This window comes from Pseudomonas sp. GV071 (genome assembly GCF_003050835.1).
Lineage (GTDB): Bacteria > Pseudomonadota > Gammaproteobacteria > Pseudomonadales > Pseudomonadaceae > Aquipseudomonas.
This window is the reverse complement of sequence record NZ_QAOJ01000012.1, coordinates 82,303-107,332: the sequence shown is the minus strand read 5'-3', so window position 1 is coordinate 107,332 and position 25,030 is coordinate 82,303. Positions and strand designations below refer to the sequence as shown.

22 protein-coding genes and 1 pseudogene are annotated in these 25,030 nt (G+C 57.5%); 9 read left to right on the top strand and 14 right to left on the bottom strand.

Features of this window, described 5'->3' with window-relative positions; genetic code table 11:
• Nucleotides 1-329 precede the first annotated feature (329 nt).
• The 3 genes from C8K61_RS21225 (at nucleotide 330) to C8K61_RS21215 (ending at nucleotide 2,859) form a co-directional block, all read left to right on the top strand.
• Nucleotides 330-1,652, top strand: coding sequence for a BRCT domain-containing protein (locus tag C8K61_RS21225; protein WP_108098282.1), 1,323 nt, complete (start codon nucleotides 330-332; stop codon nucleotides 1,650-1,652).
• A 175-nt stretch (nucleotides 1,653-1,827) separates the two neighbouring features.
• Complete coding sequence (locus C8K61_RS21220) at nucleotides 1,828-2,274, top strand: hypothetical protein (protein WP_108098281.1); 447 nt, start codon at nucleotides 1,828-1,830, stop codon at nucleotides 2,272-2,274.
• Nucleotides 2,275-2,379: 105 nt separating this feature from the next.
• Entirely contained in the window at nucleotides 2,380-2,859 is a 480-nt protein-coding gene (locus C8K61_RS21215) for a hypothetical protein (protein ID WP_146174324.1), read from the top strand.
• Between the two features lie 251 nt (nucleotides 2,860-3,110).
• On the opposite strand, the gene C8K61_RS26685 is transcribed toward C8K61_RS21215, so the two are convergent.
• Nucleotides 3,111-3,407: a hypothetical protein gene (locus tag C8K61_RS26685; protein WP_146174323.1), complete on the bottom strand. Its 297-nt coding sequence runs from the start codon at nucleotides 3,405-3,407 to the stop codon at nucleotides 3,111-3,113.
• A 74-nt stretch (nucleotides 3,408-3,481) separates the two neighbouring features.
• Here C8K61_RS26685 and C8K61_RS21210 point away from each other — a divergent pair, with 74 nt between their 5' ends.
• The 6 genes from C8K61_RS21210 to C8K61_RS21185 all read left to right on the top strand — a co-directional run bounded on the left by C8K61_RS21210 (nucleotide 3,482) and on the right by C8K61_RS21185 (nucleotide 15,252).
• Nucleotides 3,482-3,619: a VCBS domain-containing protein gene (locus tag C8K61_RS21210; protein WP_158272532.1), complete on the top strand. Its 138-nt coding sequence runs from the start codon at nucleotides 3,482-3,484 to the stop codon at nucleotides 3,617-3,619.
• A 398-nt stretch (nucleotides 3,620-4,017) separates the two neighbouring features.
• The gene (locus C8K61_RS21205) at nucleotides 4,018-5,586 is read left to right on the top strand and encodes a TolC family protein (RefSeq protein WP_108098278.1); all 1,569 of its coding nucleotides are present in this window, start codon (nucleotides 4,018-4,020) and stop codon (nucleotides 5,584-5,586) included.
• Between the two features lie 5 nt (nucleotides 5,587-5,591).
• Nucleotides 5,592-6,341 (top strand): efflux RND transporter periplasmic adaptor subunit, encoded by a 750-nt coding sequence (locus C8K61_RS21200; protein WP_178086487.1) that lies wholly within the window; start codon nucleotides 5,592-5,594, stop codon nucleotides 6,339-6,341.
• 78 nt (nucleotides 6,342-6,419) lie between these two features.
• Complete coding sequence (locus C8K61_RS21195) at nucleotides 6,420-11,771, top strand: Ig-like domain-containing protein (protein ID WP_108098277.1); 5,352 nt, start codon at nucleotides 6,420-6,422, stop codon at nucleotides 11,769-11,771.
• Complete coding sequence (locus C8K61_RS21190) at nucleotides 11,768-13,147, top strand: efflux RND transporter periplasmic adaptor subunit (protein ID WP_108098276.1); 1,380 nt, start codon at nucleotides 11,768-11,770, stop codon at nucleotides 13,145-13,147. The genes C8K61_RS21195 and C8K61_RS21190 overlap by 4 nt, the downstream gene beginning before the upstream one ends.
• A gap of 5 nt (nucleotides 13,148-13,152) precedes the next feature.
• Nucleotides 13,153-15,252 (top strand): HlyD family efflux transporter periplasmic adaptor subunit, encoded by a 2,100-nt coding sequence (locus C8K61_RS21185; protein ID WP_256589509.1) that lies wholly within the window; start codon nucleotides 13,153-13,155, stop codon nucleotides 15,250-15,252.
• Between the two features lie 143 nt (nucleotides 15,253-15,395).
• Here the strand turns inward: C8K61_RS21185 and C8K61_RS21180 are convergent.
• The 13 genes and pseudogenes from C8K61_RS21180 to C8K61_RS27335 form a co-directional block, all read right to left on the bottom strand.
• A pseudogene (locus tag C8K61_RS21180) lies at nucleotides 15,396-15,596 on the bottom strand (helix-turn-helix domain-containing protein); the annotation flags it as partial.
• Between the two features lie 437 nt (nucleotides 15,597-16,033).
• The gene (locus tag C8K61_RS26680; RefSeq protein WP_146174322.1) at nucleotides 16,034-16,267 is read right to left on the bottom strand and encodes a hypothetical protein; all 234 of its coding nucleotides are present in this window, start codon (nucleotides 16,265-16,267) and stop codon (nucleotides 16,034-16,036) included.
• A gap of 67 nt (nucleotides 16,268-16,334) precedes the next feature.
• A complete protein-coding gene (locus C8K61_RS21170; protein WP_108098385.1) occupies nucleotides 16,335-17,297 on the bottom strand; it encodes a tyrosine-type recombinase/integrase in 963 nt (320 codons plus the stop codon).
• 310 nt (nucleotides 17,298-17,607) lie between these two features.
• Nucleotides 17,608-18,042 (bottom strand): hypothetical protein, encoded by a 435-nt coding sequence (locus C8K61_RS21165; RefSeq protein ID WP_108098274.1) that lies wholly within the window; start codon nucleotides 18,040-18,042, stop codon nucleotides 17,608-17,610.
• 303 nt (nucleotides 18,043-18,345) lie between these two features.
• Nucleotides 18,346-18,567, bottom strand: coding sequence for a hypothetical protein (locus tag C8K61_RS26675; RefSeq protein ID WP_146174321.1), 222 nt, complete (start codon nucleotides 18,565-18,567; stop codon nucleotides 18,346-18,348).
• Nucleotides 18,568-18,999: 432 nt separating this feature from the next.
• A complete protein-coding gene (locus C8K61_RS21160) occupies nucleotides 19,000-19,638 on the bottom strand; it encodes a ParA family protein (RefSeq protein ID WP_108098273.1) in 639 nt (212 codons plus the stop codon).
• An 81-nt stretch (nucleotides 19,639-19,719) separates the two neighbouring features.
• Nucleotides 19,720-20,040 carry a hypothetical protein gene (locus tag C8K61_RS21155; RefSeq protein ID WP_371920015.1) on the bottom strand — a complete coding sequence of 107 codons (321 nt, stop codon included), beginning with the start codon at nucleotides 20,038-20,040 and terminating at the stop codon, nucleotides 19,720-19,722.
• Nucleotides 20,037-21,029 carry an integrase domain-containing protein gene (locus C8K61_RS21150; protein ID WP_108098272.1) on the bottom strand — a complete coding sequence of 331 codons (993 nt, stop codon included), beginning with the start codon at nucleotides 21,027-21,029 and terminating at the stop codon, nucleotides 20,037-20,039. The genes C8K61_RS21155 and C8K61_RS21150 overlap by 4 nt, the downstream gene beginning before the upstream one ends.
• A 918-nt stretch (nucleotides 21,030-21,947) precedes the next feature.
• Nucleotides 21,948-22,133: a hypothetical protein gene (locus C8K61_RS26670; RefSeq protein ID WP_146174320.1), complete on the bottom strand. Its 186-nt coding sequence runs from the start codon at nucleotides 22,131-22,133 to the stop codon at nucleotides 21,948-21,950.
• A gap of 223 nt (nucleotides 22,134-22,356) precedes the next feature.
• Nucleotides 22,357-22,647, bottom strand: a complete 291-nt coding sequence (locus tag C8K61_RS21145; protein ID WP_108098271.1) for a hypothetical protein — start codon at nucleotides 22,645-22,647, stop codon at nucleotides 22,357-22,359.
• A 99-nt stretch (nucleotides 22,648-22,746) separates the two neighbouring features.
• Entirely contained in the window at nucleotides 22,747-23,178 is a 432-nt protein-coding gene (locus C8K61_RS21140; protein ID WP_108098270.1) for a M48 family metallopeptidase, read from the bottom strand.
• Nucleotides 23,179-23,489: 311 nt separating this feature from the next.
• Nucleotides 23,490-24,500 carry a plasmid replication initiator TrfA gene (gene trfA / locus C8K61_RS21135; protein ID WP_256589508.1) on the bottom strand — a complete coding sequence of 337 codons (1,011 nt, stop codon included), beginning with the start codon at nucleotides 24,498-24,500 and terminating at the stop codon, nucleotides 23,490-23,492.
• A complete protein-coding gene (locus C8K61_RS27335) occupies nucleotides 24,493-24,738 on the bottom strand; it encodes an AlpA family phage regulatory protein (protein ID WP_108098383.1) in 246 nt (81 codons plus the stop codon). Before C8K61_RS27335 ends, trfA begins: the two co-directional genes overlap by 8 nt.
• Nucleotides 24,739-25,030 lie beyond the last annotated feature (292 nt).

Sequence of the window (25,030 nt, the reverse complement as noted above, 5' to 3'; positions counted from 1 at the left end):
TGCTGCAAGCCCCAGTGCCGCGCATAATTAGGCGCTGGATCACGTCATTAGCCCAGCCAGGAAAACCGCCGAGGTTGCCCTTGAAAGAAATGGAGGCAGGAATATTTTTGCTACGCCAAATAAGCACTACTGGCTGGCACTTGAACGTCGGCTCCTGGCCGATAGCGGTAGCTCACGACAGGCCGCAATCAGCCAGAAGCGGACGGTTAACGGCAAAAAAATCATCTGCAATCTTTTAATCTTGAGTCACGAGGAATTACGCTGCCCCTGAGGCCACAGCCACTACCTGCATACCAGTTTGGTATTCATCACCCTTTCAAGGAAGAACAATGTCCGCACTCAGCCTCAATCTGTACATGAAGCCTGGCGACTCCGCCACAGCGGCAGCTATTCGTACGTTCGTGGCGCATGTGAACGCCAATGACTACGTTGCGATCAGGGCCTTGGATGTTAGGAAGGTGCTGTATGACGTCGAAGATATTCTGGCCGCCCCCATTACCTTGAACGAAGACAACGGGCTCCTGCACTTAGCCTTCGACTCGACGAGCTCCCTTGAGGTCGATGGATTGGTGTCATTTTTCAACGCAATCGGTTGCACTGATGTAGAGATCAGCGCGTTCGACTCCGGCACCGGCGAAACCTTCTATGTGAACGATGCAGGCGAACACTTCGACCAGTATGCGAGCGGCGACTGGCAGTGGCTGCCGTGTCCAGGGGCGAGGTTTGCGGGGCAGTATGTGGTGGTAACCGGTAGTTTCAGTGGTTTCTCTCGGGTGACGCTGGAAGAGCTGATCAGGGAGAAAGGTGGCACCGTTCAAAAAGACCTCAATGGGAAAACCACATTGTTGGTAGTAGGTTCAAAACCTGGTGCGGATAAAACCAGCAAAGCTAACGCCCTTGGTGTCACCACCATGGATGAAGATGAATTTCTGGCGGTGCTGGCTGAAAGCAATGCGCTCGCGTTCAAACAAGTGGAAAGCCCGTCTGAACCCTTAGGGGGTGCTTACCAATACTGCTTCCCTGCGAGCGAGCCCCCGATTGTGTGGGTGCCAGCGGAGAGTCGAGATGAGCTCTACGCTGTGCTGCATGCGAGTGGCTACCTTACTGACGCGTACTACCAAAGCCGACTGGAAACTGCTCGTGCTTGGTCACCGGCGAAGGCTGCTAACTTCAACGCCTACGAAAATGCCCAGCAAATTCCCTTGGAGGAGCGCGGGCCGCTTAACCCGCGAAAGGCCTGGGAGATCGCCGGTATTTTCAGTGCCCACCAAACACTGATAAACGACCACGCCCACTTCGCTTGGGAAACGCATGTAAATGGTTACGCGCATGCACTGGCGAAGATCGCGGAAAACACCGGCATGCATTTGGAAAATATCGACTGCCTCCCTACCGTAGCGTGTGAGGACAGCGTCACGCTCTCATGTGTATTCGAAGGAAGTCGCCATAGCGCATCATTCAAGCCCTCTCAAAACACATTTCCCAAGCCCTTTCTGCGCTTACTGCATGAGATGGCCACGACCAGCGATGCGTGGGATTTCGTTGCTCATGGACGCTCCCCGGAACAGGGCTACGTCCTACTGCCTCGTGCGCTGACAATTGTCTTCCTGCGGTTGGGATATCTCAAACCAATTGACAGCCTTGCGCTCTGAGGCGGTCTGAACAAGCTTCAGAAAACTTCTGATGTCCGCTATTGGGCCGTTTTCTGCCCGTCACCACAGGCTGCAATCGGCCAAAAGCAGCCAATCAAAAAGCTATGAAGCGCCGCTTTTCGTAGGGACGCACAGTCCGCTCTACAGAAATAAATGAGGAAAGGGACAGCCCCAAATGAAGACATCAACCGTAGTTGCAGTAGTGCTGGCTACTTCCGCCTGCACCTTTTTATTGGGTACCCGCATGGGCGCCACCGGGCACGTCCAAGCAGACGCCAAGTTCATGGCCTCGTTAGCCACGGCGAAGCTCATGGATCTTGATAAGGGCAATCTCGAACGACTGCGGGAGTCGTTGGAGTTTGATCGCGATGTGGCGCTTATAAGGCACGGTGATGGCAAGAAAGGCCTTTCGATCTATCTCTGGCCTGAACTGATGCTGGGTGAGTATGAAGAGCTGGGGAAACGCGCCCTTAACCGCGCTGCCAGCTATAGAAAAGAACACCCGACAACGTGGCTGACGCCGGAGCTTGTTGAGTCGCTTACCCCCGAGGCTCGCAGCGATTTCGAGGAGAGCGAGCGGCTTTTGGAGTCAGTTACCGATGAATATTCGAAGCAAGGTTAGTGGCAGCATTTTGCCGATTCTTGCCCATGTGTCGCAGTTTATTGTTTGAAACTCCGGCAGAGCCACCGTTCTCAAAGCGAGCATTTGATAAATCTCAAGGTACTCATGGTAACTGTTGAAAAGTACGTTAACGAAATGAACGGATATCTGCGTGCGGTGAGCGACCTGAATGATCAGGTGGGTTTTCGCCATGGTTATTTCGCCGACTACGCTATCGGCAGCACAGATACTATTGGCGTTATACGGTACAAACTTGGTGACGCCGCAGCAGACAATCTGGTGGAGTCCAATCTACGCAGCGAAGGCGCTTTGATCAGATCGTTCGCTCTGCGTAACGCCGCCGGCGCAGAGCAAATGGACGCTGCTTCTCGGAGGCCAGGGTTGAGTGAAACAATTCTGTGGCGTGTTCAGGAATACCTGAGCTTTGAGGATTACTGCGGCGAGGAGATAGATGGCCGCTGGATTACTCATTTCGTTGAGCGAGGCTTTTCACACCAAGCGATTGTTATCGCCACCACTCGATATGTAGTGTGGGCAGTCTTCTCAACGAAGGATGAAAGACATCTTCTTGAGTTGAGGTGCTGATCTCACTGTAGGCGGCACGCTTACCGAGTTGGTTAGGGTTCGATGCGGTCAGAATTTTTCAACTCAAAACAGTTCTTGGATCGAGAGTAGCGACAGGGGAATGGCTGGTTCGCCTGTCTTGACCGGCTGCAATCGGCCATGGAGCTGCCGTTGAGTAAGGGCAGTTAGCTTCCTTTTTCGTTCGAGCAGGCATAAGCGCTACGCAATGCGCAGTAAGCCAATAGTGTTTTTGAGGTTGGAGGAAGGGCGGATCAGTTCGAGGTTTGTTTCACGACAAATGTCTGCCCACAGTTGAGGCATCGTTTGCTAGTTTGAAATTGCTCATCAAAGTGCTCGCCCATCTGGGCGCCGATCAGGCCACCTTTCATTCCGGCTCTTAGGCTTTCCAATACAGCCTTGGCGAGTGCTTCGGCAGGGATGCTTTTAACGATAGGTGTTCGAACAGCACAGCCCACGCCAAAGACGGTTCCCAGTGCAGCACCGAGCTGAATCGCCGAGTTACGCCTGCGGTTGCGAAGAGAAAGACAATAAGGACACTGCAATGGCATGGTTTGAGCTCCATGTTGGATAGGTTCATTGCGGTGATATAGGTCTGAAAGTTCTTGGAGTGAGACCTCCGTGTTTGTTGATTCCCTTTTTTGCGGGCAAGAGCCTGGAAGACAAGATAGTGGTCACCAGCGTGGACGGCACCGAGCACTCCATTGCCATTACCTTGAGCAATAACAGCGAACCGCCGCCGGACAGTTCGCACCAGCCGTAGCCCTCACCCCGGCCCCTCTCCCGCAAGCGGGGCCCCTAGCCCCCGTGGGGATAACGGCAAACGATGATCCATGTCCCTGGAACAAGGGGCATACAGCCCCGGCCGCCGCCCTGATTGGCTGTTTTCGCTAACGCCTGAGAATCATCTTTGGCAGCTTTGCCCATTTTCTTCGTGCTTCTCAGAAATGCCTTGGCTCGGATAGACTCGGTTTCTTTGCGCTTTTGCGGGCCACCAGCACCGGTCCGTGTCAGGTTTCTAGGGCAGCCTGAAGAGCGCTAGCAGGATTAAAACGAGCGAGAGGCGGGGTACACCGCGTCCGTTTCAGGCAAGACTTACAACACCAATAAGAAATGGGGCCAGTGACAGGCCGCACCGACTTCTGCTCAGGGGAGCACCATATGGAATTTGCGTCAGGGAAGCGCTTTTCAGCTTCCGCCATTCACCTTCCAAGCCTTTTCAAAACCGCCGCCAGCGCCGCCATTAGCGTGTTGGTGTTAAGCGGCTGTTCGACCCTGGACCTGGAGTCGTCGCGCCTGACTACCGACGAAGTCCGTACCACTGTCGCGCAAGACAAGGCCACGCTAAGCGAAGGCGTCGAGCCGCTGACCGGCCCGCTGTCGCTCGATGAGGCGATTGCCCGGGCGATCAAGTACAACGCCGACCGCCGTTACCGCGCCATGGAAGAAGCCGTGGCCCAGGGCACCTTTGAGGTTGGCAAGTACGACATGCTGCCCAAGCTGATTACCTCGGCCGGCTACCGTAACCGCAATAACGACCTGATCACCGAAAGCGAAGACTCGGTGACCGGCGAGCCGTCGCTGGCCAACCCCTATATTTCCTCCAGCCGCGAAGTGGTGACCTCGCAGATCGGCATTTCCTGGAGCCTGCTGGACTTTGGCCAGAGCTACTACGCCGCGCGGCAGAATGCCGACCGCGTGCTGATTGCCGGTGAGCGGCGGCGCAAGGCGCTGCATACCTTGATCCTGGATGTACGCGCCACCTACTGGCGCGTAGTGGCGGCGCAAAAACTGGTGCCGGTGCTCAAGGCCACCATCGCCGAGTCCGAAAAAGCCCTGTCCGATGCGCGCCAAGCCGAAGACGACCGCATTCGCTCGCCGCTGGAGCCGCTGCGCTATCAGCGCCAACTGCTGGAAAACCTGCGTTTGCTGGAAACCATCGAGCAGGAGCTTTCCACCGCCAGCACCGAGCTGGCCGCGCTCACGTCCTTGCCGCTGACCGTGCCGTACACCGTGGTCGAACCCACTGCGACGGTAAACACTCTGTGGCTGCAACAGCCCACTGACAAGCTGGAAGAAGTGGCGCTGCTGCGTAACCCGGACCTGCGCGAGGGCATCTATAACGCCCGTATCGCCCAGGAAGAAACCCATCGCACGCTGCTGAAACTGTTCCCTGGTTTGTCGTTCAACTACGGCTATAACCACAGCGACGACAAATACCTGATCCACGAAAACTGGAACGAGGCGAGCGTGCAGATCGCCTACAACCTGATGGGCCTGGTGTCGGCGCCGCAGCAACTGAAGTTGGCCGATGCCGGTGTGGCGCTGGCCGACCAGCGCCGCATGGCGATCCAGATGGCGGTGCTGAGCCAGCTGCATATCGCCCGCCTGCAATACGCCAATACCGCGCGCCAGTACGAGCGCTCGGATGCCATTGCCCAGGTGGATAGCCGCCTGGCCCAGCACGTGGCCAACCAGGAAAGCGTGCAGAAACAATCGGCGCTGGACCGTATCTCCCAACAAAGCACCGCCGTGCTGTCGCAACTGCGCCGCTACCAGGCCTTGTCCAACGCCCAGGCCGCCGCCTCGCGCTTGCAAGCGACCCTGGGTATGGAGCCGGTAGTCGATGGCACTTCCGATATGCCGCTGAGCCAACTGACTGCCGCGGTGGGCCAGTCGTTGCAGGTATGGGACCAAGGCAAGCTGCCGGCTGAGGACGTTCGCGAGTGACGCCGATGCGGCAACTGCTGGTGGCCGGTTTGTGTGTGCTGGCCCCGGCGGTCAATGCAGCAGGCGAGGGCAGTGGTACGGCGCTGGATAACCGCGAAATCCGCGCCCAGCTGTCGCCACTGCGCTACACCACGTTGGCGGCGGAAGTCGGCGCCAAGATCAACCGCTTTCCGTTGCGTGAAGGCGCGGCATTTAAACAGGGCCAGGTGCTGGTGCAGTTCGATTGCACCTTGCAACAGGCCCAGTTGGCCAAGGCCGATGCTGCGCTGATGGCCGCTAACGCGGCCTGGCGCGGAAACCAGAAACTCGCCGAACTCAATTCGGTAGGGCAGATGGAATTGGAGATTTCCAAGGCCGAGGTGCTCAAGGCCCAGGCAGATGTGGCGGGCAACCGCGCGCTGATTGGCAAATGCCAGATCGCCGCGCCGTTTGCCGGGCGCATTGCCGAGCAGAAGGTCCGCGAGCAGCAGTATGTGCAGGCTGGTCAGGCGTTGTTGGACATCATTGACGACAGCCAGCTTGAGCTTGAATTTATCGTGCCGTCGCGCTGGCTGGCTTGGGTGCGCGAGGGTACGGCGTTTGAAGTGAATATCGACGAAACCGGCAAGAGCTACCCGGCCAAGGTGCAACGCATCGGCGCGCGGGTCGACCCGGTCAGCCAGTCGGTCAAACTGACCGCCGTGATCGATGGCCATTTCAACGAACTGATTGCCGGCATGAGCGGCAGGGTTCAGATGGCGGCGCCGCAACCCTGAGCGCTGCAATCCGTCGCCCATGCTGTTACCTGCTGGATTGTTCAAACGTGTTAAACGCGCCACTTTCTGGAGCTAGCCGTGAACTCACTAATTTCTGCCCTGCGTAGTGCCGCTGGTGAACCTCTTTCCTCCCCAGTCGCCAGCCAACGCCGCCCCCTGCGCCATGCCTCGCAACTGCTGCCGCTGGAGCAGCGCTTTATGTTCGACGGCGCGGCAGTTGATGCCGCCCACGCCGCCACGGCCCACGACACCACGCCACCGGTGCCACCTGCTGTGGTAGTGCGCGCCGCCGAGCCGCTAAAAGATGAAGGCAAGAAAGAAGTGGTGCTGGTGGACACCTCGCTGGCCAATTACAAAAGCCTGGAAGCCGGTATCCGCGACGGCGTGGGTATTGTCGAGTTCGACGGCAGCAAGGATGGTCTGGCGCAGATCGCCCAGTGGGCGGCAACGCAGACCGGCTATGACGCGATTCATATTCTGTCCCACGGCAGCGAAGGCACGCTAAACCTGGGTACCAACCATCTGACCGAAGCCTCGCTAAGCGATGCCACCACGCAAGCTGAGCTGGCGCAGTTGGGCCAGGCGCTGACGGCGGATGGGGATTTGCTGTTGTACGGCTGTGATGTGGCAGGGGGCAATGGCAGCGCGCTCTTGGACGGCCTGGCCAGCGCCACCGGCGCTGATGTGGCAGCCTCGACCAACTTTACCGGCGGCGCCGCAGCCGGCGGTGACTGGGTGCTGGAGGCGCACGCGGGCAAGATCGATGCCGATGCGCTGGCCATTGCCGGCTACGAAGGTGTACTTGGGTTGGCCACCTTTACCGGGTCTGACGCTGATTACACGTCTACGACAGTGGTAAAAAACATCGACGGCCAAAACGTCACGTTCTCGGGCGGTGCCTCAGCCGGTGGTCTTGGCATCGATGGTAGTTATGGTACTGATGGGCTGTATGCCTATGAGGGGCCGACCAACGAAATCAAACTGACGATCTCCGCGCCACCAGGCTACTCGTTTGACCTCAACTCGTTCCAGGTTGGCGTACTGACTTCGAGCCTGACGGTCTCCTTTACCTATGCCGACAATACGACAGGCTTTTTTGTCCTCAACTCGCTCGCCAATGGCTGGCAGACGGTGTCCACCTCGTCGTTCGGCGTTCCGCTCAACGATGTTAAGCAGGTGGTCTTGAGCTCGGGAGACTTCGGTCTGTTTCAGTCTTTCGACATCAGTGACATCCGCAACACCCCGAACGTGGTCGCCGCCAGCCTCAGTGCCGACACCGGTACGCCAGGCGACTTTATTACTAACGTCGCCAGTCAAACTATTTCCGGCACGCTATCAGCCAACCTAGTGTCGGGCCAGCGCGTCGAGGTTTCTTACGACAACGGTGCAAGCTGGAACAACGCGACCACCTTCGCGGTTGGCAGCAGTTCCTGGAGTACCACGACCACGCTGTCCGGCAGCAACACCTTTCAAGCTCGAGTGACCGACGCGACGGGCTCCAGTGTGGCGTACACCCACACCTACCAGCTTGACACGACCCCACCCACCATCAGCTTCAGCGGGTTTGCGTTTTCGGCAGATACCGGTACTCCCGGCGACCTGGTCACCAACACCGCCAGCCAGACCGTCACGGCTACGTTGAGCGGCGCGCCGGCCGCTACCGACGTGGTGTGGGCCTCGACCGACAGCGGCAACACCTGGACGGACGTCACCGCCAAGGTCAGCGGCACCACCCTGACCTGGACGGGCGCCACCCTGAGCGCCACCAACCAGTCGTTGCTGTTCATGGTGACCGACCGCGCCGGTAACGACAGTAGCGTCAGCGTGCGAAGCTATACGCTCGATACCACTGCGCCGACCACCACCGTAAGCACGGCGAGTTTTTCTGCAGATACCGGTTCATCCAACACCGATTTCATCACCAAAACCGCTGCGCAGACTATCAGCGGCACCTTGTCAGCCAACCTGGCCAGCGGCGAAACCGTGTATGTGTCGCTGGACAATGGCAGCACCTGGACCGCCGCCACCGCTACGGTAGGCAGCAACGCCTGGTCGCTGGCCGGGGTTACGCTGGCTGGCAGCAGCACGCTCAAGGTCATGGTCAATGACCTGGCCGGCAACAAAGGTACGGTGCTATCGCAAGCCTATGTCTATGACACCACTGCACCGACCACGACTATCGGCGCCCTGGCGCTTTCCGCCGACACCGGTACCGCTGGCGACTTTATTACCAAGACCGCTGCGCAAACCATCAGCGCCACCCTGAGCGGCGTGTTGGCTGCGGGTGACGTGGTGTACGGCTCGCTGGATAACGGCGCCACCTGGACCGATATCACCAGCAAAGTGTCAGGCACCAGCCTGAACTGGAACGGCGTTACCCTCATTGGCAGCGGTACGCTGCAGTTAAGAGTCGTGGATGCAGCCGGCAATAACGGCGCGACCGCCTCGCACGCCTACACGCTGGACACCACCGCCCCAGCCACACCGCCTGCCCCGGTATTAGCCAGCGCCAGCGATACCGGCGCCTCCAACACCGACCGTATCACCAGCGACAACACGCCCACCTTTAGCGGCACCGCCGAAAGTGGCAGCACGGTGAGCATTTACGATGGCGCCACGCTGCTGGGTACTGCGCTGGCCAGCGGTGGGGTCTGGAGTTTTACCTCCGGTGCACTGAGCAATGCCAGCCACAGCATTACCGCCGTCGCCACCGATACAGCCGGCAATGCCTCGGCGGCCTCGGCAGCGCTCACCGTCGTCGTCGATACCACGGCGCCCAGCGTCGCGTCTGTTTCCGTGCCGGCCAATGGCACCTATTACAGCGGCGACTCCCTGGACCTGACCGTCAATTTCGACGAGGCGGTAACGGTCGACACCTCCGGCGGCTCGCCCCGTATTGCCTTGGTAGTGGGCGCCACCACGCGTTATGCGCAGTACGTCTCCGGCTCCGGCACCAGCGCGTTGACGTTCCGCTACACGGTGGTCAATGGTGACGTTGATGCAAACGGCATCACCATCGGGGCGCTGTCGACCAATGGCGGTACCCTCAACGACACCGCCGGCAACGCTGCCACGACCACACTTAATTCCGTGGGCAGTACCGCTGGGGTCGATGTCGATGGCTCCAGCCCGAGCATTACCGGCGTTAGCGCGACTACCGCGTCGGGCAGCTACGGTGCAGGCCAGACCATTACCATCACCGTCGATTTCAGCACCGCCGTGAACGTTGATACCACCGGTGGTACACCCATTCTCACGCTCGAAAGTGGTGGCACGGCTACGTACGTGGGAGGTTCTGGTAGCAGTACGTTGAGCTTCAGTTACACCGTAGGCGTCGGCGAAAACAGCGCGGACCTCGACTACAGCAGCACCAACGCATTGCAGCTCAATGGTGCGTCTATTCGCGATGCGGGTGGCTCGCAACAGAATGCGTCGATCGCCTTGGCTACGCCTGGCTCCGCCGGTTCGCTGGGGGCGAACAAGGATCTCGTGATCGATACCGCAGCACCGACTAACAGCGCGGCATCGATAGGGTTTTCGGCGGACACAGGCACGTCCAGCACCGACCTGATTACCAAGACGGCCGCGCAGACTGTCAGCGGTACGTTAGCGGCCAACCTTGCCAGCGATGAGCACGTGTATGTCTCGTTCGACAACGGTGCCACCTGGACCCAGGCCGCCAGTGCAGTGGGCAGCAATGCCTGGTCGCTGAGTACCACATTGAGCGGCAGCGGCACCCTGAAGGTGCGAGTAGTTGATGATGCTGGCAACATAGGCACCGCCGTATCGGCCGCCTATGTGCTCGATACCACGGCGCCCACCATCACCTTCAGCGGTATCGCGCTTTCCAATGACAGCGGCAGCAGCAACACCGACCTGATCACCAACGTGGCGGCACAAACCATTACCGCCACCTTGAGCGCCGCCCCGGCAGCGGGGGATATCGTATACGGCTCGCTGGATAACGGCGCCACCTGGACCGATATCACCAGCAAGGTCAGCGGCACCACCTTGAGTTGGAACGGCGTGACGCTGGCCGCCAGCGACACCCTGCAACTGCGGGTTACCGATGCCGCTGGCAATAACGGCGTGGCCACCAGCGCGGCCTATGTGCTGGATACCACCGCGCCCACTTCGGGCGTTGCGTCGGCAGGTTTCTCCGCTGATAGCGGGAGTTCAGGCAGTGACTTCATCACCAATGTGGCCTCGCAAACTGTCAGCGGCACGCTGTCAGCCAATCTGACGGCGGGCGAAATGGTCTATGTGTCGCTCGACAACGGCGCCACCTGGAGCATTGCCAGTGCCACCGTTGGCGCCAACACGTGGTCACTGACCGGGCAGACACTGACCGCCAGCGATACGCTGCTGGTCAAGGTGGTGGATGGGGCGGGCAACGACGGTGCGGTTTACTCGCAAGCCTATGTTTTCGATACCGCAGCCAGCGTCGCAACGGTCGACACATTGACCACCGATAGCCTGACGCCGGTGCTCACGGGTACCGCCAACCTGGCAGCAGGGGAAACGCTGACCGTGACTGTCGGTGGCGCTACCTATGATGTCACGCCGGTTGCCGGTGCCTGGTCGCTAGACCTGGCTACGGCGGTGCCCGCATCGGGCGTGCTGACGCTGGTGCTCAATAACCAGTACTCGGTGACGGCAACGGTCACCGACCTGGCGGGCAACACTGCCAGCGACACCAGCAACAACGAGTTGATTGTCGGCACGCTGCCGTCCCCATCCTCGGACCTGCCGCCGCCGTTGCCGGTACAAACGCAAAACCCCGGCGCTTTCGTGCCGCTACCTATCACCGCCACGCCGGTAGTCGCGCTGCCACCAACCGACGTGCCTGCACCTCTGCCGGTAATGGTGCCGCCAACACCAAACGTCTGGCCGAGCCAGGTGACGCCTAACCCGCTGGTGTTGGACTCCGGTTCGCTGGCGCAATCCCTGTACCCGGTGGCTGACGGCTCAGCCTTGACCAGCGGCCTGATTGTCTACGCGCCGATTGCTGATTTACGCCTGAGCTCTGGCGAGCGGATCTCTTTCCAATTGCCGGCCGACAGTTTTGTCTCCGCTGATGGTTCGGGTGGCGTGGTGTTCAGCGCTACTCAGTCCGACGGCCGCCCGCTGCCTGGCTGGCTTAAATTTGACGGCAAGAAACTGCGCTTTGAAGGCACGCCGCCCATGGGCTTTGAGGGCACTTTGAGCTTTACCGTGACCGCGCGCGACAGCAAAGGCAACGTTGCTGCCCAAGTGTTCAAGGTGGTGGTCAGCAAAGAGGGGCAGGGCGATAAACGCGTTCAGGCCGAGCCGACGGAGCCAACCGGCCGTGCCAGTTTGACTGAGCAGTTGCGTGGTGCCCGTAGTGCCGGCGCCGATCGGCTGGCCTTGCTGGCCAAACATGCGGTAGCCACGGGCGTTTCTGGATGAGTGCAGGGCCGGCTTTCAATCCACTGCTGTCGTTGTTGGAACTGGGGCAACGCGCCCGCCACGCCGAGAGTGCCAACGAGCTGGCCTTTCTCTCCGTCAACGACAGCCGCGCGCTGGCGCCGTATCGGCAGGCGGCCTTGTGGTTCGATGCCGGTGGCGTGCACACGCTGTCCGGCGTCGTCGCCGTCGAAGGCAATGCGCCCTATGCGCAATGGCTGGACGCGCTATGCCGGACCCTGGCCAGCCAGTACACGGCCGATACACCGCTGCTGGTTGACCCCACTCAATTGCCGGCCAAGGTCACCGACGCCTGGGATGAATGGCTGCCGCGCCACGCCGTGTGGTTGCCTTTGCAGCACCTGGGCAATGGCAACGACGGCAGCCTGACCCGGGGCGGTTTGCTACTGGCGGGCGACAATTCCTGGGTTCCCGAGCAATTGGCCTTGTTGGCTGAATGGATGGATACCTGGCAGCACGCCTGGCGCGGCACCCAGGGCAGTGTGCGGTGGTCGGCCGCTACTGTGCCGGCTCGTCTGCGCCGCTGGTGGCGCGCCCCGGCAAGGGGCAGTCGCTGGCGGCGGCGTACTGCCGTGGCCGTGCTGGCGATTGCAGCGCTGTTTATTCCGGTGCACCTCACGGTGCTGGCGCCCGGCGAATTGGTGCCGGCCAACCCCGCCACCCTTCGCGCACCGCTGGACGGGGTAATCGCCGAGTTCGCCGTGGTACCGAACCAGGCGGTCACGGCGGGGCAGCCATTGTTTTCCTTCGACCAGGCGCCGATTGCCAGCAAGTTGGAGGTCGCTCGCGAAGCGTTGTCCACTGCCCAAGCCGAGTACCGGCAAACCGCTCAACTGGTGCTGAACGACCCGCGCGCCAAAGCGCAGCTGGCACCCCTGCTGGGCAAGATCGCCGAGAAGCAGGCCCAGGCCACTTTTCTTGAAGGTGTGGCGCAACGTTCCCGTGTGGTGGCGCCTCAGGCCGGTATCGTGCTGTTCGACGACCCGGCGGAATGGATCGGCAAGCCGGCGCAAACCGGTGAGCGCATTTTGCAGATCGCCGCACCCGATGACGTTGAAATCGAAGCCTGGGTGCCTATTGGCGATGCCATTCCCTTGGCCGAACAGGCGACGGTGCATTTGTACCTGTCGGCTTCGCCGATGACGCCGCTGACCGGTACCCTGCGCTATATAAGCCCACGCGCCACTGCGCGCCCGGATGGCACCTTCGCTTATCGCGTGCGCGCCACCATCACCTCGGCCAGCGGGCAGCGTATCGGCCTCAAGGGCACGGTGAAACTGGTGGGTGAGCGGGTGCCGTTGATTTACTGGGTGATGCGCCGGCCTATGGCCAGCATCCGCGAATTTATCGCCTGGTGAATGGCGTGGCCGCGTCATTGCCCAGCCTGCGTGAAGAACTGTCGATTACGCCGGGGCCACGGCTGGTGGATGGCCAGCCGAGCTGGACGCTGCACGACCCGGTGCGCAATCAGTTTTTCCAACTCGACTGGCCGAGCTTTGCCATGCTCGAGCGCTGGTACCTGGGCGATGGCGCCGCGATTGTCGAAGCGATAAACCGCGACACGGCCTTGCAGCTGTATGACGACAGCTTTGCCAGCTTCCTGGCGTTTTTGCATGAGCAGCACCTGCTGCAGCCACGCCCCGGCAAGGCCGCCGAATTCGCCGCCTCGCGGGCCAAGCAACGCGGTACCCTGTGGCAATGGTTACTGCACAACTACCTGTTTATCCGCATCCCGTTGGTGCGACCGGACCGTTGGCTAAGCTGGCTGCAACCACACTTGGCCTTTCTGTTCAGCCCGCTGTTTCGCCAGCTCACGATTGGCGCTGGCGTCGTCGGCCTGGTGGGCTCCTACCGCGAGTGGGACCGCTTCACCGCCACGCTGCTGGACACCCTCAGCTGGCAAGGCGCGCTGATGTATGGCGTGGCCGTGGTGTTCGCCAAAACCTGCCATGAACTCGGCCATGCCCTGACCGCCAAGCGCTTTGGTTGCCGCGTGCCGACCATGGGCGTGGCGCTGCTGGTGATGTGGCCGGTGGCCTATACCGATACTAATGAGGTGTGGAAGCTGCCGCGCCGTGGCCAACGCCTGGCGGTGGCCAGCGCCGGTATCGTGACCGAGCTGGGCATTGCCGCCTGGGCCACCCTGGCCTGGGCGCTGCTGCCCGAAGGCGGGCTCAAGCAGGCGGCGTTTCTGCTGTCGACCACCACCTGGATTTCCACGCTGGTGATCAACGCCAGCCCGTTTATGCGCTTTGACGGCTACTACATCCTGTCCGACTACCTGGGCCTGCCCAATCTGCACCAGCGCAGCTTCGCCCTGGCCCGCTGGGACTTGCGCGAGCGCCTGTTCGCCCTGGGCGAACCGCCGCCCGAAGCCTTTCCCCGTCACCGGCATATCGGCTTGATCGTGTTTGCCTGGGTGGTGTGGATTTACCGGCTATTGCTGTTTCTTGGTATCGCCGCGCTGGTGTACCACTTCTTTATCAAGGCGCTAGGCATTCTTATGTTTGTGGTGGAAATGGGCTTTTTTTTGGCGTTGCCCGTATGGCGTGAGGTCAAGGTGTGGCGCGAGCGCTGGCCGGCGCGGCAACAGGGCAGGGCGCGGCGCAGCATGCTGCTGGCGCTGCTGTTGTGCGCGCTGTTTTTCGTGCCGTGGCCCGACCGTATTCGCACCGCCGGAATGCTCCAGCCACAACAACGCATGGCCCTCTATGCCCCGGCACAATCACGCCTGGACGCGCTGCCGATTGCCAACGGTGCCAGCGTACAAACTGGCCAGCCACTGCTTAGCCTGAGCTCCGCCGAGCTGGCCATGCGCACCGGCGAAGCCCAAGCACGGCATGCCGCGCTGGCCTGGCAATCGGCGGCAGCGGGTATGGACGCCAGCACCCGGCAAAACTGGCAGGTGCTTAACGACCAATTGGCCTACTCCAACGCCGAGCAAGCAGCGGTCAACGCCGACCTGCAGCAATACCAGCCGTTGGCACCCTATGCCGGGGTACTGGTGGATATCGACCCGGATCTGCGTCCCGGCCAATGGCTAAGCAACCGCGAATACCTGGGCTCGCTGGTGGCAGCAGGCACCTGGCAAGTTGTGACCTACGTCGACGAAAGTGCCGTGCACCGCATCGCCCCTGGCGACCGTGCGCTGTTTTTCGCCGAAGGCCTGGGCAGCCCGGCGCTGCACCTGACCGTCAGCAGCATCGACCGCGATGCCAGCCGCACCCTGGGCGAGCCGGCGTTGGCCAATCTGGTGGGCGGCGACGTACTGACCCGGGAAAAAAACGGCGTGCTCTATCCCGAGCACGCCGTATTTCGCGTGGTGCTGGCCGTGGCCGAACCCATCGCCGCCAACCACCCAGAATGGCGCGGCCACGTCACCATCGCCGGCCAATGGCAGGTGCCGGCGCTGCACTTTTTGCGCACGGCGGCATCGGTGGTTTGGCGGGAGGCGGGGTTTTAACGCGGTAACCCTCACCCCCAGTCCCTCTCCCGCAAGCGGCCAGAAGCGGACATTGCTCCAGGCAGCAAGGCAAGACTGGGATGCAACCTGCTGGCCTGGGATGGTGCTCAAAAGTGGGCTGTAGCTGATGCCAGTCCTGTAGTTCAGCCGCCGCGGAAAAACTCACCCGGGGTACAGCCGAACTGCTCGCGAAAGGCGGCGATGAAGGCCGAAGTCGAGTCGTAGCCGCAGCCCAGGGCCACATCGGTCACCCGTTGGCCCTGCTCCAGTGGCGTCAACGCGCCGATAGCTGCCGGTCGTGCTTGCTCAGCTTCATCTGTGAATGTGAGCCCAGTGATCCGGAGAAGCCCTAGCTTTCACTCGTACCAAATACGTTTCCCCCAGCATCGAAAGCATCGCAGACCATCGGTAGCCCGCTCGCTGGGTTAAAGTCGCAGAAGGAAGATTGATCACACTGCCAACGTTGGTTTGTGCTGACGTGCGAGGGGGCGTCGTATCTCCGTAGTCCGAGGTTTTCTTCTATGTCCGCAGAGGTTAAGGCAGGGCCGAAGCCCATCATGTTGTAAGACTCTAAGGGCTCTCCAATGATCGGTGTGATTCTGATGTGATAGTCACGCTCCCGTTCGAATGCAAACAGGCGTCTGGCAAGCTTAGCGATTAGTGATTTCAGCATGGGTAGCGCCTCAATGTTTAACTAGAAGGTCCTAGCACTTTTAGTCTCCATTGATTTTGGAAACTGCAAATCCTTGAGACGCCAGAGCCATGCATGGCCGACCGGCCGTCAATGTAGATGTTTTTTGTCCATAGGGCCGGGAGGGGAAAGCCAGTCATGGGGGGCGCTGTTGGATGGGGACAAAAGCCAGGCGAAAAACAGGTATCGGCCTGGAGCACTAAGAAATAGAGAAAGGGAAATACCGAGCGTCAGTTGGATCCCGGCTTCGATGTAAACGGTTGACCAAGCATCAAGATATTCGTCTTGATATGTGGATAAACAAAGCAAGTTTTGGTCGGCCATAAGCTGCTCCTGCTAATGAGTTGTGGGTAGGGCGAACTGGTGGCTGCGACTGATCACCTTCGTTCCCTCAGGACTCGTAGTGAATCTTGAATGAGGGAGAGTCGCTTGGGCGGTTTAACCTTCGATCGTAGAGGCGGGTAGTAGTGATGCTTGAGTGCCCTAGCCAATGCTGGACTTGAGCGATATCGGCCTGATGCTCGAGTGCGTTGGTGGCTGCTGTCACCCTTAGGCCGTGGACGCCTAACCCATCCACGAAGATCCCCGTCGAGCGTGCGTAGCTGCAAACGATCTTATAAATCCCATCAGCACTAAGGCACGCTCCAGCCTTGCTGCCTCGTAAGCCGACAAACAGAAACCCGTTTTTGTCCGACTGCTCCCGCGCAGACGCTAGGTAGCGAGTGAGCCGCTGCGACGCTTCGTCCTGAAGTGGGATGAAACGTAGTTTTCCACCTTTCCCCCGTACGCGAAGATGCGGCAGGCCGTCCCTTACTCGTAGGTCCGATACTCGAAGGTCGGCTACCTCTTGCCTTCTGAGTCCGTGATAGAGCAAAACTGCGAGTAGTGCGCGGTCTCGAAGTCCTTTCGGTGAGCTATCGTCCGGCGCATCCAAAAGTTGCTTTGCCTGCGAGCTATTCAACGCTGGTGTTTTTCCCTCATAGCTATCTGTGCGAGGGCGTCTAATCCCTCGTACGGGGTTGCGTGTGTGTCGAGGGTCACGCTCAATCAGATAATCAAACAGACTGGCGAGAGCTGCCAATTTTCGCCGGCGTGTTGCTGGTGATAAAGCGAGCTTTTCGAGTCGCGCGCGCCAGACAAGAACATGACCCCGCGATAGGTCGAGAAGGTCATCGCTGTTACGTATGTCGCCCAGATCAAAGAAGTCTCGAACATCCGATCGGTAGGCGCGCCGTGTTTGATGATTGTCGATATTCGCCAGCCATTCGGAAACTAGGCAAAACGAACCTGCCTGCTTGGAAGGAAGCAGGTCGACCACTGCCGCTCGACGGAGGTTCTTCTGAGGTACACCCATATCCATTTTCCGTCTCCGAAAAGCTCCTTCGTCGCTTGCTGGACGGGGAGGGGATCCAAGTCTTGATAACGTGCTTTATCAAGAGTTTTTGCCGAACGGTCGGGCGTAAAGCCCGTTCCAAGGCGGATGCAGTAACCGTCATGGCTTAAGCTACAGGCGTTCTGGAAAATGCAAGAGATGGGCGGTGTGCGGAGGAGGCCCACTTTCATGGACGGAGTGATACGGCGAGTTGGTCAGCATCTGGCGAGTGCGAGAACTGAAAATTAGCGAAATAAAAAAGGCGGCCCTATGGCCGCCTTTCTTCACGCTCTTACGACGCCATGAAGGCTTTGCGCAGTTTGCGCTGAGCAACCTCAATCACTTTTGACGTCTCGTTTAGCAGCTTGATCAACGGCAAGTCTTTCTCGACGAGCTTGATGACTTGCTCAGGAGAACAGAAAAGATTTTCTGGTTTGAGCAGGTCCTCAACAGTTTCGAAAACGCGCAGGGATTGAGCCCCTTTACGCCCCGGTTTATTGGTCATCGCGAGCAGTTTGATTGCTGGAGCTTTAACCTCGGACGCCTCGTGGACAAGCTCGGCATGAACAAGGGGCTGGCTCTTTTTGTTCTTTTTGTTCTTTTTGTTAACGCGGCTAACCGTCGCCTTCATTTTTGGGGGCAGACGCTGAAGCGACACAAGAAAAGGAAATTGGATCTCATCGATGAGGGGCTGGGGAAATGGGCATGGCGAGTTATCTTGTTTCATGGTGGTTCCTCGTTTGAGTGAAGCTGCTAAGTAGCCTCTTCATCATTTCGAGAAAACGGCCGCTTGGGTCGCCTATTCGGTACCATTTTGGGGTATGAGATCGACGAGGACACTGAGTGCGCTAGGTAAAGCGTTGGTCTCGCGTTCCTGTTTGGATCACCGTAAGAAGGTTCGTCCAACGCTGGGCTCAAGTGTGCGAAGGGGTTTCGGATGAATTGGCTGAAAGTAACTTTTGTTACCCCGCCAACCTTTGCTTGGTGGAAGATATCGGCCCAGACATCAAGCTCTTCGTCACTCATACCCTCAGCGGTATTCAACTGATCTACCTCTCGCATATAAATAGAGAAAGCCGGATCGCGCAGCCTCGCCAGAGGCAAACTCAGCGATGATCACGGCCGCTATCTTCCAGCCAGCAACCTGCGCATCTGAGCTGAGTAAATACATGGTTCCAGGTACTGCAATGGCAGCGAATCCGGTGAGATAGGCAACAGCTTCGATTGTTCGTGAGCGCGGTCGTTTGCGCATGTTGACCTCCACAAAATTGCCTCGAAAATGTGATCTGTGATCTGTGATCTGTGATCTGTGATCTGTGATCTGTGATCTGTGATCTGTGATCTGTGATCTGTGATCTGTGATCTGTGATCTGTGATCTGTGATCTGTGATCTGTGATCTGTGATCTGGGAAGTCACATCTCCGGTTTTTCGTTTCCTGCCAGCACGCCTGACTCGATAAGAGCTAGGCGAATCAGCGCGCTGACTGATCTGTTGGGGTTGTTGCTACGTTTGTTCTGCAGAGCCGTCTCCTCCAACTGATGAACCATCCACGTAGGCAAGTTGATTGTGATTGGGCGCATAGCTGACTCAGCTGGCCCTTCAGTCCCTCGATAAGTTCTGTCAACAAGCAGGCGGGTAGTCGGGCCTACCTCGAGTGCGGCGTACGAAGATTTGCGGGGAGGGTTAACCATGCAGCACCTCGTCCAGCAAGTTAGAAATCTCGTTAGCTGCATGCGAGTTGGCCGTTTCCACGACGCCAGTCCCTGCCGAAATGCACTCGCGATACACCAACCGTTGATAGCCGATCGATTTGGCTAGTTCGAAGCTCTCGAACGTACTTACGTAATCCCGGAAATCACCCCGCTCTCGATTACGAAGAGCAGGGTTAGTCGTTGCCAAGGCCTGGTAGATCAGTACTCGTAACCGAGGATTCATCTGGCGTACGTGTCGGACTTGCTCCTCAAGCTCCTGAAGGGTCTCCAGATCCAGCTGGCTGCAGGCGTGAGGTGCAATGAGGACGTCCGCAACGATCGCTGCGCTCAGCAATTCCTGACTGTTTCTACCCGGGACATCTACGATCACAATCTGATGTTGCTGATCGAGAACCCGGAGGGGATCGACCAGATTTCCGCGGCGCATCATCGTGCCAATTGAGGATGCAGGAGTGCTATCACGTACACCGCTCCAGTACATGGCAGACCCCTGAGGGTCGGCGTCCACCAAACAGACCTTAAGGTTCCGCTGTGAGAGGGCAACGGCCAAATTTGTTGCCAGTGTGGTTTTCCCGGAGCCGCCCTTATTACTACCAACGACAAGGATCATGTCGCGTCCTCTATGAAGTGTGATTTGCGATGTGTGAAATCACAGCCTGACATCGGTTTGGAAAATGCAACCGCTGCGAGCTCAGTCCGTGGACCGCTTCGGCTTAGGCTTCTGAGTCCACGGGCCGTTGAGGTGAGGAAGCCAGTCGTTGGTTTTACCCAGCCGCTCGACTAAGAGTCGAGCGGTCAGCCAATATCGATAGGTAGTCTCTGGAGCAGCGGTCTTTGCTTGTTCCTGGAGGAACCATCGGAGGTGTTTGGTCTGCCAGCACTGGGGGCGATCTTTTTTCCAGCGCTGCTCAATAGCGTCCTGGATTACATCTGCCTGCATGAGGTGGCGCTTTCTGGAGTGAGGAGAGCCGGTCAGAACCCCACCCAGGAATATCCGCATGTTGATGCTCACCTGGTCTCACTCCCTACGTATGAGTTGGTGACCTCCAAACGCTCATGCCCTAACTCACGACTAATGATCTGTCGCGCTGTATGTACGGAATCGCGGTCTTGGATACCCGCTCTTTCTGGGTAGGGGAATACTGGCGCAGCAGTTCCAACCAGATGCTTGTAACGTTCACATGCAAAGGCAGCGCGAAGTTCGTGAGGACCTTTGATTCCATGAAGCTTCATTAGCGGACGGCTAGGATTTACCTCTCGACGAATAAACCTGATATAGGTTTCATCCGGAGCCAATAGATTTCGGCTGCCGGCGGGGGACACCTGTCTCGCATAGTTCAGCGCATAAAGGATTTCGTCCGTAACGGATATCCATCTCGGAGCGAATGCACCGGAGCGGCCGCCCTTGCAGCCATTCTGAATATTGATGCGATTATTTTCCGCCTCTCGAGTAAGCCGAGGTAGGTCAGCCAGAATACATTCTCTAAGACGCATTCCAGTTGCGCGGGCTAGCAACACTATTGCCGCGGAACGGGGGTGCCCGTTTGCTATAAGTTCTTTGTGCAGATTATGGACTTGAGAAATATCCATTCCGTCGGGAATTGACCTGCGGATGTAGCAGCGTTTTTTATCGAGCGCTTTTGAAATCTCGTCGATTCGAACTTTGCAGTCTCCTCTGATGATCTCCAAGACCATATTCACAGTTGAGATACGGTTGGTTGCCGTCGAAACTGCGATTTCCTCCTCGTTCATCAGAAGCTTTAAATAAAGTACGTATTCAGAAAATATATCTTTTGTTATAAGTCGAATGTCTCGAATGTCGTACTCTTCATCTAGCCAGTCGTAAAATAGTTTGCTCCTTTCGGTGTGCGTTTTTACCGTGCTTTTGTGTCCGTTTACAAAGTGCTCATTCAGCGCGACCTTAGTTGCGTACTCAGGTTTGTTCCCTTTTCCAAAGTTTTTCGAGCTTGAGTTGCGACGCCTAGCCATTGTGATCTCCACGGGAAATCTCCTCGTTAACGAGGAGATTTCTACGAATAGGGAAAGTTGGGCAGCCAGGCTCCGCCAAGAGTTGGTTAGTGTTAACGGGACATAAGCCCGCAACTGGCTGAAAAGGAGGCTAAGCGCTGCGGTAGGAATGCAAGAACGCACCCTTTGGCTGACGCAAGCGCACTACATGGCCCTAGAGGTCCGATACGGACGGCGGAAAAGGCTGGCGGACTGACGAGGTACGCCGTAGTGCGGGAAGGGGAAACTCGCTGCTTACCGTGAATGCATTTCGGCCTGTCAGGCTGATGTCCTAAATGGACCGCATCGATGGTGGGCGTTGAGCTGCTGCTACGTACCGACTGAGCAGTGTCAGCGGTAGTGTCATAGAGCTAGAAGGGTGAATGCTAGAGCTGGCGTGGCATAGAGCACCAACCAGAAAAGCCGTCTCTGTTTAGAAGAGGCTAGAAAAATATGCTGCTTAAGGGCAGCTCACTTAGTCAGCCACCATGTGCTGATTTTTTTAGCAACCGAATCATTTCATAGAAAATTAATTACCTGCAAGCGATTTCTAGTACGGCGGGCATGTGTATCTGAACTCTTAGAAAGTGCGAAAAGGTGAACTTAAGTGCACCTTTTTGACATTTTCTGTCATCAGTAGCCAGCAGTGCTCTACAAAAGGTGAACATATGTGCACTTTTGTGGGGCTGCGGGCACTCACTGGTCAGCTATCAGGCAAAAAAGGTGAACATAAGTACACCTATTTATATATGAAGTCCTTGGTCGGCGGTAACGGAGGTGACCTTGGACTCCCAGAGCACGCGTGCGCAATACACTTTTAGTTTGCGCGTGTGGGAAAAAGGAAATCGCTGGGAATAAGCTACGCTAGAATGCTCATTCCTACGTATTTTCATGAATCTTCATCGCTTCCGGTCAGTAGAGGCCATTGGCTGCCATTTCGACCTTCAATTCGAGTTCATGTGCCTCCGCAACACCAACGCTGACTAACCGCCCGAGCATGCGGTCGATACGGGCGCGCATCGGATGCTTGGGTAGGAGCAATTCCCGCTCCTGGATCATCACAGCTGCCAACACGCGTTTCGACGCTGGACTGGACACTCAGTAAACACTTTCATGCGTGAAGCACGAGAGAGCTGAACGTCAGATCTTTTCCGAGAATGTCCGATAGCTTCCAGATCACGAACGGCAGCAATTGGCCGATTCCGGCCTGTCGTGACCGGCTGCTATCGGCCGGAAGCGGACAGTGATTCAACGAATAAATCTGTCCTCTCTTCGCTGAACCGTAACGGGCGTTACTGTTTACTTCAGGCGCGCCCACATATCACGCGCTCTCACTGGCGATTGCCTGCTCAAGCTGCTCTACCCGCGCTTTTACCGCTGGATGGGATTCAACCCAGAGACTGCCGAGATACTGTTTTACAGTTCTTGGCCCAATCAGTCGTTTGATGCCTGGAGCGTCCCGGGCTTGAAGCAGATCATGCGCAAGATCCAGGATGTCTTCGCTAAGAATCGCATTTGGCTGCCCGTACTCAATGTTGTAGTTCCAGACGCGTTGAATCTCTTTGATCAGCTTGCCGGCGGCCTTGGCGCTTTCAGTCCGAATTCGGGGCATTCCTGGTACCTAGTTAGGATGGGGCTAGCAGCCTATCGTGAGTGGCTTCAACCGGCCAATTGCTGCCGCCGTCGAACTCTTGTTATCGGTTATTCCGTTTTAAATCGTGGCCCGCGTTTTTAAGAATGCGAAATACTTGGGGTCGTCGTTGGCAAAGATTTCGTCTCCAGCCCCCATGTAAGCTCGCATAAGTTCGTCGGCAGCTCGATCAGTTTCCTCTTTCTCGTACAGTGCTTGGCCCAAACGCAAATGCAAAAATGGATTGCCGACTGCATCGGGACATGTCATCGCATACTCAAGGGCCTCTTTCGCGGAGGTAAAAAATCCGCCCTGGAAGCATGCATCGCCTATAGCGGCAAGCACCCATATCGCCGCTTCCCAATTATTTTTTGGTTCTGGGATCAACTCCCACGCTAAGTTGTACTGACGGATGGCAGCCTTGAAATCACCGCCTTCCAGGTGTTCATCACCCAATTGGCAAAACGCCTTGATCTGCTCATGGGTCAAGTCATCCAATTCGAAATTTTCCATCTGAAATCCCTATCTATAAGACTCAACCGCTTCAGCCGCCGATTTTGCAAGCAAGCTGGGCGATAAACAATCGTTAAGATCACGACGATATATTGGGCCGCTAATTAACAAGCGACTCTGCCGGACACCTAGTTTTTCAACAAAATCGGCCGCAAGCTGACGCGATCATATATCCGGTTCACTTTCCTCCAGACGGATTAGATTTAGATTAGGGAAGATTAGCAGCTGGTGACTAACTCCTCGGACCTAGGGCATTGCTGGGTTTCGAGTCACATAGTCAGAGGGTAGGTGGCTCGCTACAACGGTAAGGGCTACCTACTATGACGGTACCCCATACCTGCTGCGACGGTATCTCCCGCCTGCAATAACGGTATTTTTTTCTCATCCTGGCGCTTATTCAGGTGGCGGCGTTGCGCTTTACTCGGAGTTTTTTCGATCTTTACCAGATTGCCTTCCATGCAATAACTGAACGGTTGCCCATGATCGGTGCTCGACCGGCCCAAGGCGTCCAATGCTTTGTGCAGTAGCTGGCGAAATTTCGATTGATCGGTGGTTTTGCTGCCGGACAACCTATGGAGAGTTTCAATCTTCCGTGGAAACGGGGCTGCATGGCTCGAGTAGAAGGCGTGTAGCCATTGGGCTAAATAATGGCCATTTAGTGTTTGCCGAACTCCCCAGTGAATTTGGGTGAACTGGTCGTGTGCGAACATTTTGTGTAGACCAGGGTTAAGGCGAATTGTGAGCTGGCGGCTGTATTCATCACGGGAAAATTTGTTGATCAGACTTCCCTCAAAATGAATCAATGGTCCGGCCTGAACCTCGAGCGCACAGGCACTCAGCCGGCTAAGGCGACTGATGAGTGTTTTACGATTTGCGCCGGTGTCCGTTAATTGCAGCAGCTGCAACAACTCAGAAGCGGTAATGGTGCATTCCTGATCGATGGGCTGATTTTTCGCCAAATGCAGTACGGTCAGCCATACGTCCAGGTCGCCCTGATCAAGTTGTGCGCCGGTGTAACTGATCGTGATGTTTTTCTGAGCGGGAATATTTTCCCGCTCGAAGCAGCTCCGTGCCCCCTTTGCAATTGCCCCGAACAACGCCGAGCGTAATGCGATGTTAGGTACTCCCCGATCGGTATTAGGCCAAAGTGGGAGTGAGCGCGATGTACCTCCCACAACCGTGGCGCTCGGTTCTGCGGCTCGAGGCATGGCCAGTGCCTTTGCTTTCATCGCCTCGATTTTAGCGAGGCATCCGCGCACCGGGTGGGTAGATGCACTTAGGTTTTTTAGTTCGGCACAGGTTGATATTGGAGCCTCAGTCATTGTGGTAGCACCCACGAAGCTGCACACGCGTTCGGCTGAGGATCCAGGCAGATATATCGGTGCTCAGCCAGCCGACTGACCTGCTGCTGCCCAGCTCGTAGGGCGCGGGGAATTTACCCTCGGAGATAGCTCGGTAAATCGAGGAGCGTTTTTTCCCAACTACAAATTCGACCTCGGGAAGGCGGAGGAAACGTTTTTCGACCCCGAGATCCAGGTGATCATTACTACGTATTGTCATGCTGTGTATCTCACGCAACAGCGCTTCCACCGTCCTCGTGGTTAAAAGCGTTGAGTGATAGTGAGTTGGCAGCTCAGGTTTTTGCGCGGAAGTAGAGTGTCTAAACAGCTCTTCGCGCAGGGCCTGAGGTTATGGCCAGCAGAAAGTCAGGGCATGACTCACGCAGGTTTTAGGAATTAGATTTGAGGAGATCTAACAGATACAGGACGGATTTGTGGCGTCACTGTCGCTTTGATGTTGCAGCTAGCCGTTGCGCTAGTGCTATCCGATCTGGAAGTTCAGATTGGAAGTT